Origin of the sequence: Sinorhizobium glycinis (assembly GCF_001651865.1) — a bacterium.
In the GTDB taxonomy this organism is placed as follows: domain Bacteria; phylum Pseudomonadota; class Alphaproteobacteria; order Rhizobiales; family Rhizobiaceae; genus Sinorhizobium; species Sinorhizobium glycinis.
In genome coordinates this window covers 1-16,538 of sequence record NZ_LPUX01000055.1, presented here as the reverse complement: position 1 = coordinate 16,538, position 16,538 = coordinate 1, and the positions used below count along the sequence as shown (strand labels likewise).

The 16,538-nt window shown below is 61.0% G+C and carries 16 protein-coding genes and 1 pseudogene; 13 read left to right on the top strand and 4 right to left on the bottom strand.

Annotation, left to right across the window (positions count from 1 at the left end; genetic code table 11):
• Window positions 1-17 precede the first annotated feature (17 nt).
• From cysQ to cysD, 3 genes are read right to left on the bottom strand one after another with little or no spacing between them, the layout of a single operon-like run.
• Entirely contained in the window at window positions 18-869 is an 852-nt protein-coding gene (gene cysQ / locus AU381_RS11580) for a 3'(2'),5'-bisphosphate nucleotidase CysQ (protein ID WP_199275323.1), read from the bottom strand.
• Window positions 866-2,767: a bifunctional sulfate adenylyltransferase/adenylyl-sulfate kinase NodQ gene (gene nodQ / locus AU381_RS11575; RefSeq protein ID WP_064241926.1), complete on the bottom strand. Its 1,902-nt coding sequence runs from the start codon at window positions 2,765-2,767 to the stop codon at window positions 866-868. The genes cysQ and nodQ overlap by 4 nt, the downstream gene beginning before the upstream one ends.
• Window positions 2,767-3,666, bottom strand: a complete 900-nt coding sequence (cysD, locus tag AU381_RS11570; RefSeq protein ID WP_064241925.1) for a sulfate adenylyltransferase subunit CysD — start codon at window positions 3,664-3,666, stop codon at window positions 2,767-2,769. Before cysD ends, nodQ begins: the two co-directional genes overlap by 1 nt.
• 730 nt (window positions 3,667-4,396) lie before the next feature.
• On the opposite strand from cysD, the gene AU381_RS11565 reads away from it, so the two are divergent.
• From AU381_RS11565 to AU381_RS11525, 9 genes are all read left to right on the top strand, one after another.
• The gene (locus tag AU381_RS11565) at window positions 4,397-5,644 is read left to right on the top strand and encodes an ABC transporter substrate-binding protein (protein WP_064242263.1); all 1,248 of its coding nucleotides are present in this window, start codon (window positions 4,397-4,399) and stop codon (window positions 5,642-5,644) included.
• A gap of 21 nt (window positions 5,645-5,665) precedes the next feature.
• Window positions 5,666-6,640 (top strand): YVTN family beta-propeller repeat protein, encoded by a 975-nt coding sequence (locus AU381_RS11560; protein WP_064241924.1) that lies wholly within the window; start codon window positions 5,666-5,668, stop codon window positions 6,638-6,640.
• 66 nt (window positions 6,641-6,706) lie between these two features.
• Window positions 6,707-7,495 carry an ABC transporter ATP-binding protein gene (locus AU381_RS11555; RefSeq protein ID WP_064241923.1) on the top strand — a complete coding sequence of 263 codons (789 nt, stop codon included), beginning with the start codon at window positions 6,707-6,709 and terminating at the stop codon, window positions 7,493-7,495.
• Window positions 7,492-8,364, top strand: coding sequence for an ABC transporter permease (locus AU381_RS11550; protein ID WP_064241922.1), 873 nt, complete (start codon window positions 7,492-7,494; stop codon window positions 8,362-8,364). Before AU381_RS11555 ends, AU381_RS11550 begins: the two co-directional genes overlap by 4 nt.
• On the top strand, window positions 8,364-8,996 hold the full coding sequence (locus AU381_RS11545) for a hypothetical protein (protein ID WP_082909885.1): 633 nt from the start codon (window positions 8,364-8,366) through the stop codon (window positions 8,994-8,996). Before AU381_RS11550 ends, AU381_RS11545 begins: the two co-directional genes overlap by 1 nt.
• 184 nt (window positions 8,997-9,180) lie before the next feature.
• Window positions 9,181-9,390 carry a hypothetical protein gene (locus tag AU381_RS11540; RefSeq protein WP_064241921.1) on the top strand — a complete coding sequence of 70 codons (210 nt, stop codon included), beginning with the start codon at window positions 9,181-9,183 and terminating at the stop codon, window positions 9,388-9,390.
• A 35-nt stretch (window positions 9,391-9,425) separates the two neighbouring features.
• Complete coding sequence (locus tag AU381_RS11535) at window positions 9,426-10,418, top strand: ABC transporter substrate-binding protein (protein ID WP_064241920.1); 993 nt, start codon at window positions 9,426-9,428, stop codon at window positions 10,416-10,418.
• Between the two features lie 50 nt (window positions 10,419-10,468).
• Window positions 10,469-11,242: an ABC transporter permease gene (locus tag AU381_RS11530; RefSeq protein ID WP_064241919.1), complete on the top strand. Its 774-nt coding sequence runs from the start codon at window positions 10,469-10,471 to the stop codon at window positions 11,240-11,242.
• Window positions 11,211-11,951 (top strand): ABC transporter ATP-binding protein, encoded by a 741-nt coding sequence (locus AU381_RS11525; RefSeq protein WP_064241918.1) that lies wholly within the window; start codon window positions 11,211-11,213, stop codon window positions 11,949-11,951. Before AU381_RS11530 ends, AU381_RS11525 begins: the two co-directional genes overlap by 32 nt.
• Before the next feature lie 72 nt (window positions 11,952-12,023).
• Here the strand turns inward: AU381_RS11525 and AU381_RS30285 are convergent, their stop codons facing one another.
• A complete protein-coding gene (locus AU381_RS30285) occupies window positions 12,024-12,368 on the bottom strand; it encodes a hypothetical protein (RefSeq protein WP_425288618.1) in 345 nt (114 codons plus the stop codon).
• Between the two features lie 466 nt (window positions 12,369-12,834).
• Here AU381_RS30285 and AU381_RS11515 point away from each other — a divergent pair, with 466 nt between their 5' ends.
• The 4 genes and pseudogenes from AU381_RS11515 to AU381_RS29665 all read left to right on the top strand — a co-directional run.
• Window positions 12,835-14,706: a methanol/ethanol family PQQ-dependent dehydrogenase gene (locus AU381_RS11515; RefSeq protein WP_064242261.1), complete on the top strand. Its 1,872-nt coding sequence runs from the start codon at window positions 12,835-12,837 to the stop codon at window positions 14,704-14,706.
• A gap of 137 nt (window positions 14,707-14,843) precedes the next feature.
• Window positions 14,844-15,362 (top strand): c-type cytochrome, methanol metabolism-related, encoded by a 519-nt coding sequence (locus AU381_RS11510; protein WP_064241916.1) that lies wholly within the window; start codon window positions 14,844-14,846, stop codon window positions 15,360-15,362.
• 1 nt (window position 15,363) lies between these two features.
• On the top strand, window positions 15,364-16,224 hold the full coding sequence (locus AU381_RS11505) for a quinoprotein dehydrogenase-associated putative ABC transporter substrate-binding protein (RefSeq protein WP_064241915.1): 861 nt from the start codon (window positions 15,364-15,366) through the stop codon (window positions 16,222-16,224).
• 156 nt (window positions 16,225-16,380) lie between these two features.
• Window positions 16,381-16,538 (top strand): annotated as a pseudogene (locus tag AU381_RS29665) (S-(hydroxymethyl)glutathione dehydrogenase); the annotation flags it as partial.

Below are 16,538 nucleotides of genomic sequence, written 5' to 3'. Positions count from 1 at the left end.
GCTGGATGTGCCCTCGATCAGGCCTTTGGGCGAATGTCTGGAACTGACTCCGCAACAAGCGACGACGAGAGGGCGGACTCCGAAGACATGTCCGCCCAGGCGACAAAATGCGGGTTTGCGAAGTCGCTGTCGTCCGCCTGCCTCATCTTGCCGTAGAGGAGCCGCGAACCGTCCAGCCGCACGACCGAGCCGCCGGCGGCGTTGAGCACCGCATTGCCCGCCGCCGTGTCCCATTCCATCGTTCGGCCGAAACGCGGATAGACATCCGCCCGGCCTTCGGCGAGCAGGCAGAACTTGAGCGACGAACCGACGGAGGTGTAGTCCGTGACGCCGTGAACGGCGAGAAATGCCTCGGTCTCGGAGCTGTTGTGCGAACGGCTTGCGACGGCGGTCAGCGCCGGGCCGCGGGCGCGCGCCCGGATCGCCTGGCGATGACCCACGTGGGCGCCGCTGCCGAACGCGAGCTTCTCCGCCCTCCCCTTGTCGGCGACGTAGGCACAGCGCAGCGCCGGCGCGTAGACGATGCCGGCAACCGGGACGTTGCCTTCGATCAGCGCGATATTGACGGTGAAGTCGTCGCGCCGGTTGATGAATTCCTTCGTGCCGTCGAGCGGATCGACCAGGAAGAATGTGCCGCAACTGATATCAGGGACACAGCCGGAAGCGACGGCCTCTTCGGCAACGACGGGAATATGCGGGAACGCCGCCGCCAGCCTGCCGAGAATGATCGCTTCGGCCCGCTCATCCGCCTCGGTCACGGGCGAACGATCCTCCTTGTAGCAGACGGTCGGTCCAGCGTCGTAGACAGCAAGGATCGACGCGCCGGCCTCGAGCGCGATGCGTTCGAAGAGTTCGCAGAGCGGCGTCATTTCGTCTCCATTTGTCCATCGAGGAACGCCTCGATCTTCAGCGCAAGGGCGATCGGATCGTCCTCGATCGTCTTGAGATGCAGTTCCGGGTTCTCAGGCGCCTCGTAGGGCGAGGAGACGCCGGTGAAATTGGCGATCTTGCCTGCGAGAGCCTTCTCGTAGAGCCCCTTCGGATCACGGCGCGCGCATTCCTCAAGCGGCGTGTCGACGAAGATTTCGATGAACTCGCCCTCCTCCATCAGCTCGCGCGCCATGCGCCGTTCGTCGCGGAACGGCGAGATGAAGGACACCAGCACGATCAGCCCGGCATCGGCCATCAGCTTGGCGACCTCTGCGACCCGGCGGATGTTCTCGACGCGATCGGCTTCGGTGAAGCCAAGGTCCCGGTTGAGCCCGTGGCGCACATTGTCGCCGTCGAGCATGTAGGTGTGTTTGCCGCGGGCATGCAGGAGCCGGTCGAGCGCGTTGGCGATCGTCGACTTGCCCGAGCCGGAAAGCCCGGTGAACCACAGGACGGCGGGGCGCTGGCTCTTCATTGCCGCACGCGCGCCCTTGTTCACGTCGGTCGCCTGCCAATGCACGTTGTCGGCTCGCCTGAGCGGGAAATCGATCAGGCCGGCGCCGACCGTTGCGTTGGTAACCCGGTCGACGAAGATGAAATTGCCGGTCGCCCGGTTCTCCTTGTAGGCGTCGAAGGCGATCGGGGCCTGCGTCGAGATGTTGCAGACGCCCACTTCGTTCATCTGCAAGGATTTCGCTGCCTCGCGGACAAAGCTGTTGATGTTCACCTGATGCTTGAGCGCCGTGACCGTTGCGCTGACGCTGTCGGTCTCCGTTCGGAGGATATAGCTTCGCCCTGGAAGCATCGGATTGGCGTCGAACCAGATGACATGCGCCTGGAACTGGTCCGCCACGAAGGGCCTCGAGGCCGGCGCCACCACCATGTTGCCGCGCGAGGCGTCGACCTCATCGGCAAGGACGAGTGTCACGGCCTCACCTTCGGCCGCTGTCGCCAAATTCCCGTCATATGTGACGATTGCCTTGACCGACGATCGCTGTCCGGATTTCGCGACAACGACCGGATCGCCGACCGAGATCCTGCCGGAAGCGATCTGCCCGGCATAGCCGCGGAAATCTGCATTGGGACGCATGACCAGTTGAACCGGGAAGCGGAAGGGCCGCTCCGCCTCGGGCGGGTCGAGTTGCACCGTCTCCAGGTATTCAAGCAGCGCCGGCCCCTTGTACCAGGGCGTGTTCGGCGATGCCGAAATCACGTTGTCGCCGAACCGCGCGGAGATGGGGATCGTCTGGATGCTGGCAAAGCCGAGCTTCTTCGCAAAAGCCCCGTAGTCGCGGGCGATCTCGTCGAAGACGGATTGACGAAATTCGACGAGGTCGACCTTGTTGACCGCCAGCACGACGTGGCGGATGCCGAGCAGCGAAACGATGTAGGAATGACGCCGGGTCTGCTGGAGAATGCCCTGGCGGCTGTCGATGAGGATGACGGCCAGGTCGGCCGTCGACGCGCCGGTCACCATATTGCGCGTATATTCCTCGTGGCCAGGCGTGTCGGCGACGATGAATTTGCGCTTCGATGTGGCGAAATAGCGGTAGGCGACGTCGATGGTGATGCCCTGCTCGCGCTCCGCCTCGAGCCCGTCGAGCAGCAAAGCCAGGTCGATCTCCTCGCCATTGGCGGCCCCCGGGGAACCGACGCGACCAAGATTCATCAGCTGGTCCTCGAAGATCAGCTTGGCGTCGAAGAGCAACCGTCCGATCAGCGTCGACTTGCCGTCGTCGACGGAGCCGCAGGTGATGAACCGGAGCACCGACTTGCTGTCGTGATCGGCCAGATGCGCTTCCAGGTCGTGCGGCGGCACCGATTGAAGATACGACATCAGAAGTACCCCTCGCGCTTCTTCTTCTCCATGGCGCCCGCCTCGTCCATGTCGATCAGCCGACTCTGCCGTTCGGAGGTGCGCACCGTCAGCATCTCCCGCAATATGTCCAGGACCGTGGCAGCCTCGGATTCGATCGCGCCGGTCAGTGGATAACAGCCGAGCGTACGGAAGCGAACTATCCGTTCCATCACCTCTTCGCCCGGCTCGAGCGGCATGCGGTCGTCGTCAACCATGATCAGCATGCCGTCGCGATTCACGACCGGCCGGCGCCCCGCAAAATAGAGCGGCACGATCGGGATGTTTTCCTGCAGGATGTATTGCCAGATGTCGAATTCGGTCCAGTTGGAGAGCGGAAACACCCGCATCGTCTCGCCCGCACCGACGCGCGTATTATAGGTCTTCCACATCTCGGGACGCTGGCGCTTCGGGTCCCATCCGTGCTGGGCGCTACGGATCGAAAACATGCGCTCCTTGGCCCGAGATTTTTCCTCATCCCGCCGCGCTCCCGCGAGCGCCGCGTCGAAGCCGTATTTCTCCAGGGCTTGCCTGAGAGCCATCGTCTTCATGACATGCGTATGCACGTTGGACCCATGCGTGAAGGGACCGATGCCCTGCTCGACGCCATCCTGGTTGATATGGACGAGAAGATTGAAGCCGAGCTCCCGCGCCATCCGGTCGCGAAAAGCGATCATCTCCCGGAACTTCCACCTTGTGTCCACATGCAGGAAAGGAAACGGCGGCTTTGCCGGGAAGAACGCCTTCATCGCCAGATGCAATAGAACAGACGAGTCCTTTCCGATCGAGTAAAGTACAACCGGATTAGAAAACGTCGCGACTACTTCTCGAAAGACATGAATGGCTTCAGCTTCAAGTCGCCGAAGGTTGGCAAGATACATGCCGCAACCCCTCTGACTTTTGAAAAAAGAGACTTTTCTCTATGCCTTTATCGAATGCGCGCCACCCAGTAAGGATTGGGTGTGTATCAGCAATCGCATGGCGGCTGAAATTGCTCCGCCGAAAGGCGGCATTTAACCGCTATATCGCTACTATTTCAAGTAACAAGACGATTGCGGGCGCCAATGAGTGCCGGTGGGCGGTCCGCCGGATCAGGAGGAGCGAGCCAACCCTGGTCTTCAGAATGGCCGACAACACAGCTTCGGGTTGAAATCGGGGACATCTCGGTTAGGGCCTTTCCTGGTTAAATGGAACCATTCTGCCGGAGCAGGTTTGCGACAGGGCAGAAGGCGATTGCCGAGCGTCGTACCCGGACGTACGGCCGAGGCGATCGCCTCTGATCCTACAGCGCCGCGCGTATGGTCAGACGCGCAAAGGTCGCTGTAGCACTTAGAATGCTGCATGATTTTCTCCTTAAATCGATTCCGATTTTAAGGAACCATGCAGTGCGGAAAGATGCCCGGCCCTTCGGGTTGCTGAAGCGGGCGGCCTGTTTGCTCGGCTGCCTTCGTCGTAGCTTTGGCTACGCCGCGCGCCAGCCGAGCAAACATTGCGCTCCGCTTGAGCCAACAGGATGGTTCCATTTAACCAGGAAAGGCTCTAAGCTGTCTGCGGCACCGAGGAAATACACGGATCCGACTGGTTTCGGAGATGGTGTATGCTGTCGATCAAATGGGATCAGCGGTGCTCTATGCCCTCATGCTATTCATCCCGGCTCTTCTTGCGGCTTCCGGCGTCTCCAGCGCCGCTGCGCAGGAGTCCTCCCCGGCGGCGAACGAGACGACGGCTCAAGCCGAACAGGTTTCGGAGATCAAGCTAGGTTACCTTCGCGCCTACGCGCCTGAGCTCGCCCTTTCGGTACTGGACGTGCCGCCGCGCGACGAAGGCGTTGCGGGAGCGACAGTGGCGATTGCAGACAACAACACGACCGGTAGCTTCCTCGGACAGAGATTCACGCTCGATATCTCCGAGGTGAAACCGGACGCCGACGTCGTGCCGGCCTTCAATGAGATGGTCTCAAAGGGGGCCCGATACATCCTGGCGGATCTCTCCGCTACGCAGCTTCTGTCGATTGCCGATCTCGCTCGCGACAAGGGTCTGCTGATCTTCAACGTTGGCGCCGCTGACGATCGGCTGCGGGAGGAGGAGTGCCGGGCGAACGTCTTCCATACCGTGCCGACACGCACCATGCTGGCCGACGGCCTGGCGCAGTATCTGATATGGAAGCAGTGGCGGCGATGGGTGCTGGTCTACGGTTCCCATGAGCCCGACAAGCTATTCGCCGATGCGCTCCGCCGTGCCGCCACGCGCTTTGGCGGCGAAATCGTCGCGGAAAAGGAGTTCACCGACACGGGCACTGCGCGGCGTACCGACACCGGCGTGGTCCAGATCCAGCGGCAGATGCCTGTCTTCACGCAAGGGTTCCCCGATCACGATGTGCTGCTCGTGGCAGACGAAAGCGAGGTTTTCGGAACTTACGTGCCGTTCCGGACCTGGATTCCGCGCCCGGTGGCGGGCACGGCCGGCCTGATACCTTCCGCTTGGCACCCGGCCAGCGAGCAATGGGGCGGCACGCAGATACAGAACCGTTTCGCCAAGGCCAATGGGCGACGAATGTTGTCCAAGGACATGGCCGCCTGGACGGCGGCGAGGATAATCGGCGAGGCTGCCACGCGCACGCAAAGCGCGGATCCCGAAAAGCTCGCAGCCTACATTCGCACCGATGATTTCTCGATCGCCGCCTTCAAAGGGCAGAAGCTGACCTTCCGCAAATGGAACTGGCAGTTGCGCCAGCCAATCTTCCTGGGCGATGGCCGTTCCGTCGTATCGACCTCGCCCCAGGAAGGGTTCCTGCATCAGTTCTCCGAACTCGACACGCTCGGGATCGATCAGCCGGAGACCGAATGTGCGCTGAGGTAGCCTGAAATGGGAGAGAGCCAGATGCTGCGAAGACTGACCTATCTTTCGGCCGGACTTGCTGTTGCGAGCATGGCTTCGCCGGCGTCCGCCTACATGGTCTATGTCTCCAACGAGAAGGACAACACGTTATCCGTGGTCGACTCGAACACGAAGGAAGTGGTTCGCACGATCGATGTCGGCCAGCGGCCGCGCGGTATTACGATTTCTCACGACGGCAGGTTCATTTATCTGTGCGCAAGCGACGACGACACGATCGAGATCATCGAAACGGCCACCTACGAGATCGTCGGATCGCTGCCCTCCGGACCGGACCCCGAGCTGTTCGTCCTCTCTCCCGACGGCAAGACGCTCTACGTCGCCAATGAGGACGACAATCTGGTCACAGTCATCGACCTTGATCGCAAGAGAGTGGTGGCGGAGGTGCCGGTTGGCGTCGAACCGGAGGGAATGGGCATCAGCCCGGACGGGAAGACATTGGTCAACACCTCGGAAACGACCAACATGGCGCACTTCATCGACACGGAAACCAACGAGATCACCGGCAATGTCCTCGTCGATGCCCGGCCACGCTTCGCCGAGTTCAAGGCTGACAATTCCGAGGTCTGGGTTAGCTCCGAAATCGGAGGTACCGTCTCGGTTATCGACAATGCGAGCCGTGAAGTAAAACACAGGATCACCTTCGAAATCCCCGGCCTGCGCTCGGAATCGATCCAGCCGGTCGGCGTGCGCATCACTGCCGACGGCACGAAGGCCTATGTGGCGCTCGGCCCCGCCAATCGCGTGGCCGTGGTCGACGCGAAGACCTACGAGGTCGAAAAATATGTGCTCGTCGGACAGCGGGTCTGGCAACTCGCCTTCACGCCCGACCAGAAGACGATCATCAGCACCAACGGAGTGTCGAACGACATCACCTTCATCGACGTTGCGACCGATGAAGCAATTCAATCCGTGACCGTCGGGTCGCTGCCCTGGGGTGTGGTCGTGCATCCGAACTGACGGAGATGTTTCTGTCCTTAAATCGGCTACGATCTAAGGAAACATGCAGCAAGAGAAGTCGGTACCATGCAGCATGTGAAGGCGAACGATGAACTGAGCTTGCCGGCCGCACTTGACGTGTCGGCGGTCAGTCATTTCTACGGCCGGAAGCAGGTTCTTTCCGAGATTTCCTTTTCGATTGTGCCAGGGCGCTTTACCGTCCTGCTCGGCCTGAACGGGGCCGGCAAGACAACGCTGTTCTCCCTGATCAGCCATCTCTTCGCGACGCGCCACGGAACGATCCGCATCTTCGGCCACGACGTCAGCCGCGAACCGGGTGAAGCGCTGCGGCGGCTCGGCATCGTCTTCCAGTCACGCACGCTCGATCTCGATCTCAGCGTCTACCAAAATCTCTCCTACCACGCGTCGCTGCACGGCATCGGGCAGAGAGAGGCTCTCGCCCGGATCGGGGCGCTGCTTGCCCAGATCGGCATGAGTGACCGCTTGCACGACAAGGCGCGCAGCCTTTCAGGCGGCCAGATGCGTCGCATCGAAATTGCGAGGGCTTTGTTGCACCGGCCGCCGCTGCTGCTGCTCGACGAGGCGACCGTGGGACTGGACATACAGTCGCGTGCCGAGATCCTCGCCACCATCCGTAAGCTTGTGTTTACCGACGGTATCAGCGTCTTCTGGGCGACCCACCTCATCGACGAAGTCGAAGAGGGCGATCACGTCGTCATACTCCACAAGGGCCAGGTGCTTGCGGATGGCAAGGTCGATGACGTCGTCCGTTCCTGCGGTGCAAACAGCATTCGAGGCGCCTTCGCGACGCTGACCGGGGTCGCTTCGGTTACGGGAGGCGGAGGACCCCTATGACATTGCAGTCTGCCACCCACCGCATTCCGGCCGGCCCCACGACGGGAGGTGGATTCAGCGCCCGCCAGTATCTCGTATGCCTCAAGGGCATCCTCGTCCGCGAAGGCCTCCGCTTCCTCAATCAGCGAGAGCGCTTCGTCTCGTCGCTGGTTCGTCCGCTCCTATGGCTGTTCGTGTTCGCCGCCGGCTTCCGTCAGGTCCTCGGCGTCTCGATCATCCCACCCTACAAAACCTACGTGCTCTACGAGGTCTATATCACGCCCGGTCTGTGCGGCATGATCCTGTTGTTCAGCGGCATGCAGTCCTCGCTCTCGATGGTCTATGATCGGGAGATGGGAAACATGCGAACCCTGCTGGTCAGCCCGTTTCCGCGCTGGTTCCTGCTGGTGTCCAAGCTGCTCGCGGGCGTGACGGTATCGATCATGCAGGTCTATGCTTTTCTAGCCGTCGCCTGGTTCTGGGGCGTCAGGCCACCATGGACCGGCTATCTGCTTGTCCTGCCGGCGCTGTTCCTGTCAGGGATGATGCTTTGCTCGCTCGGGATGCTCCTGTCGTCGATGATCAAGCAACTGGAGAATTTCGCAGGGATCATGAACTTTGTGATCTTCCCGATGTATTTTGCCTCGCCCGCGCTCTATCCGCTGTGGCGCATCCAGGAATCGAGCCCGCTTCTTCACAAGATCTGTGTTGCAAACCCGTTCACTTATGCGGTCGAGCTGATCCGCTTCGCCCTTTATGGGCAGATCGACTGGGGATCACTCTTGATCGTGGTTGCGTTCACGGCGCTGTTTCTGGGCGGTGCGATCCTCGCCTATGATCCGTCGAACGGTTTGCTCAGCCGCAGGCAGGATACCGGAGGAAACGCCTGATGCGATGCTTGTTCCTGATGCGCATCATCCCGGCCGCGGCAGTCGCTGCAATCGTCGCATGGCCCGCCCTGGCCGCGCAGGGGGACGATCCGGATTGGCCGTGCATTCAGCGCAAGGTCCCGGAGCTTTCGCTGGGCCAAATTTGGACGGGTGCCGAATTGCCGCCAACGGCCGCCGACTGGTCCAAGGATGCGGCCATTTCTCAATTGGTGACGGACCTGTCGGCGCGTCGTCTTCCGCTTCCGGAGGCACAGCAAAAGATAAGGGCCTTTGCGGAAAGCCTGTCGGAGGGCGAGAGAGAACAGCGCATGACCATGCTCGTACAGGGTCTGTTCGATCATATGAACCGGGAACGCTCCGACGTTGTCGCCGGCATCGCGCGCTACGCCCACGCGCAGCGGGACATGGCGGCAGTTCTGCGGCAGGAGGCTTCAGCCGTGGATACGTTGCGGGCCAAACCCGGTGCCGACCCGCAGGAGCTTGCACGGCGAAACGACAGGCTGGTGTTTCAGACACGCGTTTTTCAGGAGCGTGCGCAATCGCTGAGCTTTGTCTGCGAGGTGCCGACGCTGATCGAGCAGCGCTTGTACGCTCTTGCCAGATCGATCGCGGAGACGCTGGGCGAACGATGAGCCCGGAGCCGTCGCCGACAACGGCGCGGCGGGCTTTCCGCGATAATTGACGCTCGTTTGTCGCACGCGTATCCTCGTTGTCGGCTTTCCATCAGGCACCTTGCGAAAGCCAGCGTCCGACTGGCCTGCGAAGCATCCCGGTCAGAATTGTTTCTGTGCGCGTTCGTGCGGGAAAGGTGCTTGAGTGAACCTCGTCGATCTCGTCCTGACCGTCTGCACGTTGGCCAACCCTACAAGTTGCCGCACCGAGCACCTCTATTTCGAGAGCCACGGGTCGCTTGTCCAATGCATGATGTTGGCCCCGGCTGAGATTGCGAAGTGGTCCGAAAGCCATCCGGCGCTGAAGATCGTGCGATGGAAGTGTGTCTTCCCGGTCAGGGACCGGGAAATTTGACGTCGCGGCAAGCAGTTGATGGGAAGGTGGCAATCATGAACATATCGCGGCGAGCGCTTTGCGGGGTGGCTTTGCTGGCTGCTGTCAATCCTCTGGGCATTCATGCACTGGCAAGCCCTTCCGCTCCGAAGATACGGGTGGGGGTCCTGAAGTTCGGCACGGTGAATTGGGAGCTCGATACCATCAAGCACAACAAGTTCGACGCAGCCAATGGCATCGAGGTGGAAGTCGTCTATTTCGCCGGCGAAGACGCCACCAACGTGGCTATGCTTGCGGGCGATCTCGACGTCATCGTTTCCGACTGGTTGTGGGTGTCGCGCCAGCGTTCTGAGGGCGAAGATCTGACGCTTGCACCTTACTCGACCGCCGTTGGCGCTATCATGGTCAAGAATGTCTCGCCAATCCGTGGCATTCCCGACCTGGTGGGGAAGAAAATCGGCGTCGCCGGTGGATCGCTCGACAAGAGCTGGCTTCTAATCCAGGGACTTGCACGGCGTGACCACGGAATAGATCTGGGCAAGGAGGGGGACGTCGTTTTCGGTGCGCCGCCCCTGCTGTCGGAAAAGGCCCTCTCTGGCGAACTCGATGCTGTCCTGAACTTTTGGCATTTCTGCGCGCGGCTGGAGGCAAACGGCTTTCGGCGTCTGATCGGTGCCGACGATGCAGCCAAGGCGCTCGGGGCATCGGGACCGGTCTCGGCGCTCGGATATGTATTTCGCGAAAAGTGGGCGGACGAAAATCCGGATGCGGCGATGAGCTTTGTCAAGGCGAGCGCACAGGCCAAGAAGCTCTTGGATGAATCGGACGCCGAGTGGCGGCGTTTGGCTCCCGTCGTGCGGGCCGAGGGCGGGGAACTCGAGGTGCTGCGCGATCGCTATCGGGAAGGCATTCCAAAACGGCCCCTCGCCGAAGAGGAACGCGATGCCGCCAAGCTCTACGAAATTCTTGCCGAACTGGGCGGGGAGAAGCTCGTCGGCGAGGCGCGGCAGATGGCTCCCGGCACGTTCTGGGCTGCATTGAAGACATGACGGCAGAATTCGGACCGGATAACGCGCGACCTTCACCCCGGCGCGCGCGCATGGTCTCTCGCGGGAGTGGCGTCGCCTTGCCTGCGGCTTCGGCCGCGGCATCGCTCCTCGCACTGTGCCTGCTCTGGGGCCTCGCCGCCGGAATGTGGCCGAGCCGCGCCTTTCCGCCACCGCTCGAGGTCTGGCGGGTGCTTCTCAAGGAGGCGGCGAGCGGCGATCTTGGTTTCCATCTGGCCATGACGCTCTGGCGGGTCGCGGCGGCCTATGTCGTCGCCATGGTTGTCGGTTCGGTCCTCGGCGTCCTGCTCGGCATGCACCGGCGCGCGGATTCCTTCTTCAATCCGTGGCTTGTGCTCTTCCTCAACCTCCCGGCACTTGTCGTTATCGTCCTCGCCTACATCTGGTTCGGCCTGACGGAGGCCGCCGCGATCGGCGCCGTTGCCGTCAACAAGATACCCAACGTCGTCGTCACCATGCGCGAGGGCGCGCGCGCGCTCGAACCCCGTTACGCGGAAATGGCCACGGTCTACCGGCTGGGGCCGCTCGACCAGATTCGCCACGTTCTGGTGCCGCAGCTACAGCCCTATTTCGCCGCCGCCTCGCGCTCCGGCATTGCGTTGATCTGGAAGATCGTGCTCGTCGTCGAGCTGCTCGGCCGCTCCAGCGGTGTCGGCTTCCAGATCTATCTCTACTTTCAGATATTCGACGTTGCCGCCATCCTTGCCTACACGCTTGCCTTCGTGGCTATCATGCTGGCGATCGAACTCCTTCTGGTGCAGCCACTTGAACGACATGCAACCCGCTGGCGCCGCCGCTCCGCTTAAAGTCGACATTGACGAGAAGACGTTCCGATCGGCGGAGGGCGTTACGATTGTCGCATTGCGCGGACTTTCCTTCGAGGTGAGGCAGGGTGAATTTGCCTGCCTGCTCGGCCCGTCCGGCTGCGGCAAGACCACGACCTTGCGCATTCTGCTGGGTCTCGACCGGCAATTTTCGGGCAGTTACCAGTTGCCCGAAGGCGGCTCCAAGCGCATCGCTGCGGTCTTCCAGGAGCCCGTGCTTCTCCCCTGGCGGACGGTGGAGCAGAACATCCGTCTTGCCCTGCCTCCGCGCCTCAGGGACAAGGACCTGGACTGGCTGTTCGACATTCTGGGTCTCTCCGCCATGAGGTCGCTTTACCCTTCGGAGCTTTCGCTCGGCCTTGCGCGCCGCGCCGCCCTGGCACGGGCCTTCGCCACGGAGCCCGCCATTCTCTTTCTGGACGAGCCGTTCGCCTCGCTCGACGAACGAACTGCCGACAAATTACGCCGCCTTTTGATGACGGTGTGGGCGGCCAGGCCCACCACTGCCCTGATGGTGACGCACAATCTGCGCGAGGCCCTTCTGCTTGCCGATCGCATCGTCGTGCTGTCACCGCGTCCGGCCCATGTGCTGGGTATCTTTGACGTGGGTCTGCCGCGCCATTTGCGTGAGGCGCCGTCGCTGGACCATCTTGTTTCGGAGTTTCACAAGAGGTTTTCGGACACGGTTTGATCCCCCAAACCGCCGGGCCATCCGCTACTGCATGTTTCCTCGAATAGCAGCCGATTTAAGGACGGCGAGCGATCAGAAGCAGCGGACTTCCGCTTCAGCCTGTGCTCGCCTAAGCTCGGTGTCGGCGGATTTCGCGGGCGCACTCTGCCGGAACAGAACCCCTCTCTCGCCTGTCAGAAGGCCCAGGCTCCTGAACGTCGCGGCCACCTCATAGCGCTCGTATGGCATGATCGAGGCGATGACGTCGATGGAGCAAGAACAGCTCTCAAGCGCCGCCCGTGTTTCGCCATTGGCCTTCATGCAGCCATACACATAATCGACGACGGCAACCGTCGGGTAGTCTCCCGCTGCCGATGCCGTCGGAGGCAATGCAAGCGCTGCGAGGAAGGCGATCACTTCCAAGTTACCAGTACTCACCGTCATATCTCCATGGGCATCGACGCATAAGACAGCTTTCAAGTTAAGCTCAGCGTTACGACGTATAAGTATAGTAAATATGCGGACCCTGGCCAATCAAAATACGTCAAATATTAGTAATATTCGTGTTGCGAAGCAGCATTACACGTTTCGCAGCGCAACAATAAACGTATAATTAATCTTGCTTTAGTCTGCCTAATGGCCTATTATCCTGCGGTTTCCGGCTTCAAGCCTTGTCTTGGGAGTGGCGAAGTCTCGTTCATCAAGAGGTTTGGCAATAACGGTGCCCTCTGCCGATCCAAATGAGCCGTGACACGCTGACGGAAGCGCATATCCCACGACAAGCACGACAACGCTTGGGCTGGCCTTTGTGGTCGCCTGCGGATTTATGACGACGCGCCTCGGGTGACTATCGACATCGGGAGGAGTTCGCATGCGCATGCTTGGAAAATTCGCTTATCTGCCGATGGCCGCGGCTGGAGTTCTGACAGCGACTCTTGCCGGCAATGCGATGGCCAATGACGAACTGAAGGCCCTTGCGGCCGACTCGAAGAACTGGGCGATGCCCACCGGCGACTATGCCAATCACCGCTATTCCAAACTGAGCCAGATCAACAAGGACAACGCCAAGGACCTGCAGGTCAAGTGGACGTTCTCCACCGGCGTGTTGCGCGGCCATGAAGGCGGGCCGCTCGTGATCGGCGACGTGATGTACGTCCATACGCCGTTCCCGAACATCGTCTATGCGCTTGATCTCAAGAACGAGGGCAAGATCCTCTGGAAATACGAACCGAAGCAGGATCCGAACGTCATTGCGATAATGTGCTGCGACACCGTCAACCGCGGGCCGGCCTACGGTGACGGCAAGATCATCCTGTACCAGGCCGATACGACGGTCACGGCACTCGACGCCAAGACCGGCAAGGTCGCTTGGCAAGTCCAGAACGGGGAGAAAAAGGACGGAAGCCTGTCCGAATCCGGCACGTCCGCACCCATGGTGGTCAAGGACAAGGTCATCGTCGGCATATCCGGTGCCGAGTATGGTGTCCGCGGTCACCTCACGGCCTACAATCTGAGTGATGGCAAGCGCGCCTGGCGGGCATATTCGACCGGTCCCGACTCAGAAACGCTGATTGACCCGGAGAAGACGACACATCTCGGCAAACCGGTAGGCAAGGACTCCGGGATGAACACCTGGGAAGGCGAGCAGTGGAAGACCGGCGGCGGAACCACTTGGGGATGGTACGCCTATGATCCGGAGCTCAACCTGATCTACTATGGTACGGGGAATCCTTCGACCTGGAACCCCAACCAGCGACCCGGCGACAACCGTTGGTCAATGACGATCTTCGCACGCGATGCCGATACGGGTATGGCCAAGTGGGCCTATCAAATGACGCCCCATGACGAATGGGATTATGACGGCGTCAACGAAATGATCCTTGTCGACGACATGGAAATCATGGGTCAACCGCGCGACGTGCTCGTGCATTTTGACCGCAACGGCTTCGCCTACACCCTCGACCGTACATCGGGTGAGCTTCTGGTTGCCAAGAAGTACGACCCGACGGTGAACTGGGCGACCGAGGTTGTGATGGATCCGAAGAGCGACAAGTATGGGCGTCCGCAGGTTGTAGACCAGTACTCCACCGAACATAACGGCGAGGACGTCAACACCACGGGTGTCTGCCCGGCAGCGCTCGGAACAAAAGACCAGCAACCGGCAACCTATTCGCCGAAGACGAAGCTGTTCTACGTGCCGACCAACCATGTTTGCATGGACTACGAGCCGTACAGAGTGAGCTACACGGCCGGTCAGGCCTATGTGGGCGCGACCGTGAACATGTACCCGACCCCCAACAGCCACGGCGGCATGGGCAATTTCATCGCCTGGGATGCGGCCAAGGGTGAGATCGTCTGGTCGAAGCCGGAGCCTTTCTCGGTGTGGTCGGGGGCGCTCGCGACTGAAGGTGACGTCATCTTCTACGGCACGCTTGAAGGCTACATCAAGGCGGTGGATATGCAGGGAAATGAACTCTACAAGTTCAAGACTCCCTCCGGCATCATCGGCAACATCAACACCTTCGAGCACGGCGGCAAGCAATACATCGCCGTTCTGTCGGGTGTTGGCGGCTGGGCAGGCATAGGACTCGCCGGCGGCCTTCTGGGAGCCGAGGGTGCCGCAGCGTGGCAGCAAGCGGTGGCTGGTGAGAGAGCTCCGACCGAAGAAAGCCAAAGCATCGCCACAGCAGGCTTGGGCGCAGTAGGCGGCTACGCCGCGCTGGCCGAATACACGACGCTGGGCGGACAACTGACGGTATTCGGTCTTCCGGATTGATCACGGGGCAGATCCGGCTGCCGAAGCGAGAGCCCGGACCAAATCGCAGCGAACGCTGCCGGGCTCTCGGTTTCACCAGACAAGAATCTCATGCCCGTCAGCCAATGGACCATCGCGGCTGGAGAACGAGGTCACGAATGTTTGCACGCTTCATCATTTCGGCGGTTGCCGTGGTTCTGCCGCTTGCGATCGGCACTGCCCGCGCCGAGGACAGCAAGGAAAAGGCGGCCAGCGTCAAAGAGGAAGACGGGAAACATTTCGACGCCGAAGGCAATCCCACCTTCAAGATCGAGAACGGCGTTGTCGATTGGTACACGTTCAACGGATATCGCCGCTATCACGCCGATTGTCATGTCTGCCACGGACCCGATGGCGAAGGGTCGTCCTATGCGCCCGCGCTCGCCAAGACCACACGGAATATCGACTACGGGACATTCCTTTCGATCGTCGCCGAAGGACGCAAGAGCGTCGTCGGCGGCAAAGAGGTCGTCATGCCGGCCTTCGGCGAGAACAAGAATGTCTATTGCTACCTGGACGACATCTACATCTACCTGCGCGCCCGCGCTGTCGGCGCTGCGCCCCGAGGCCGTCCGCCCAAGAAGGCCGACAAGCCCGAAGCGGCTACGGCCTACGAAGCGTCCTGCATGGGGGGATGACATGGCACACCGCGCCCATCGGACCTGCAGGACCATCGTCTCTCTGGCCGCGGCCGTGCTGATCCCATTGCAAGCGCAATCCCAGAGCGCCGGGCTGGGCGCCGCTGGCGAACTGGTCGACCCGGAGACGTTGCGGGTCTGCGCCGACCCGTCCAACATGCCCTTCTCCGACAAGAGCGGCGAGGGATTCGAGGACAAGCTCGCCAAGATGGTCGCAGCCGCGACAGGCCGCAGCTCCGTCGCCTATACTTGGTTCCCCTCAATCCCTGGTTTCGTGCGCAATACTCTCGGCGCCAATCGCTGCGACATCATCATGGGATACGCGCAAGGGGACGAACTCGTCCAGAATACCAATGCTTATTACCGCTCTTCCTATGTGCTGATCTACAGGAAGGATGGCGATCTTGCCGGTGTCGAAGCGCTGAGCGATCCGAAGCTTCTCGACAAGAGGATCGGCGTGGTCCACGCAACACCACCCTCCGCGAATATGGCGGCGGCAAAGCTGATGCGCAAAGCGAAGGTCTATCCTCTCGTGGTCAACACGCAGACAGCGCCGTCTATGGCCGAGGTGATGATCCGGGACATGGTGGCAGGCGTGATTGACGCCGCCGTAGTCTGGGGGCCGATGGCAGGCTATTATGCCCGCAAGTCCGGGGCCGATCTGGCGATGGTGCCCTTGACCAGGGAGAAAGGCGGTTCGCGCATGATCTATCGGATCACGATGGGTGTGCGTCCGTCCGACCAGCAATGGAAACGCACGCTCAACGTATTCATCAAGGACCATCAGGCGGAAATCAAAAAGCTGCTGCTCTCCTATGGTGTGCCTCTGCTCGATGAACACGACGAGAGGATCACTCAGTGACGTACCGCAGCGTGGCTCGGATGGTTCGATACGTGGGATACCGGTGGGTCATCGGCATCCGCTGACCGCCGATGGTTGGGAAAAGGGCTGCATCCGTCGGGTATCATCTGACGGACCAACCCATGACGAATATGATACTCAAAGGGGGATGGAGAAATGGACGTACGCGCCGCCGTCGCCACTGAGGCCGGCAAACCTCTCGGAATCATGACCGTTCAGCTCGAGGGCCCCAAGGCCGGCGAGGTGCTGGTCGAGGTCAAGGCCACCGGCATCTGCCATACCGACGACTTCACGCTTTCCGGCGCCGACCCGGA

Excerpts from the sequence above, each read along its gene's own strand:
- AU381_RS11510 (WP_064241916.1), top strand. The coding sequence starts at position 14,844 with ATGTTTGCACGCTTCATCATTTCGGCGGTTGCCGTGGTTCTGCCGCTT.
- cysD (WP_064241925.1), bottom strand. The coding sequence starts at position 3,666 with ATGTATCTTGCCAACCTTCGGCGACTTGAAGCTGAAGCCATTCATGTC.
- cysQ (WP_199275323.1), bottom strand. The coding sequence starts at position 869 with ATGACGCCGCTCTGCGAACTCTTCGAACGCATCGCGCTCGAGGCCGGC.
- AU381_RS11525 (WP_064241918.1), top strand. The coding sequence starts at position 11,211 with ATGCAACCCGCTGGCGCCGCCGCTCCGCTTAAAGTCGACATTGACGAG.
- AU381_RS11505 (WP_064241915.1), top strand. The coding sequence starts at position 15,364 with ATGGCACACCGCGCCCATCGGACCTGCAGGACCATCGTCTCTCTGGCC.
- AU381_RS11550 (WP_064241922.1), top strand. The coding sequence starts at position 7,492 with ATGACATTGCAGTCTGCCACCCACCGCATTCCGGCCGGCCCCACGACG.
- AU381_RS11535 (WP_064241920.1), top strand. The coding sequence starts at position 9,426 with ATGAACATATCGCGGCGAGCGCTTTGCGGGGTGGCTTTGCTGGCTGCT.
- nodQ (WP_064241926.1), bottom strand. The coding sequence starts at position 2,767 with ATGTCGTATCTTCAATCGGTGCCGCCGCACGACCTGGAAGCGCATCTG.
- AU381_RS11515 (WP_064242261.1), top strand. The coding sequence starts at position 12,835 with ATGGCCGCGGCTGGAGTTCTGACAGCGACTCTTGCCGGCAATGCGATG.
- AU381_RS11545 (WP_082909885.1), top strand. The coding sequence starts at position 8,364 with ATGCGATGCTTGTTCCTGATGCGCATCATCCCGGCCGCGGCAGTCGCT.
- AU381_RS11555 (WP_064241923.1), top strand. The coding sequence starts at position 6,707 with ATGCAGCATGTGAAGGCGAACGATGAACTGAGCTTGCCGGCCGCACTT.
- AU381_RS11565 (WP_064242263.1), top strand. The coding sequence starts at position 4,397 with ATGGGATCAGCGGTGCTCTATGCCCTCATGCTATTCATCCCGGCTCTT.
- AU381_RS11530 (WP_064241919.1), top strand. The coding sequence starts at position 10,469 with ATGGTCTCTCGCGGGAGTGGCGTCGCCTTGCCTGCGGCTTCGGCCGCG.
- AU381_RS11560 (WP_064241924.1), top strand. The coding sequence starts at position 5,666 with ATGCTGCGAAGACTGACCTATCTTTCGGCCGGACTTGCTGTTGCGAGC.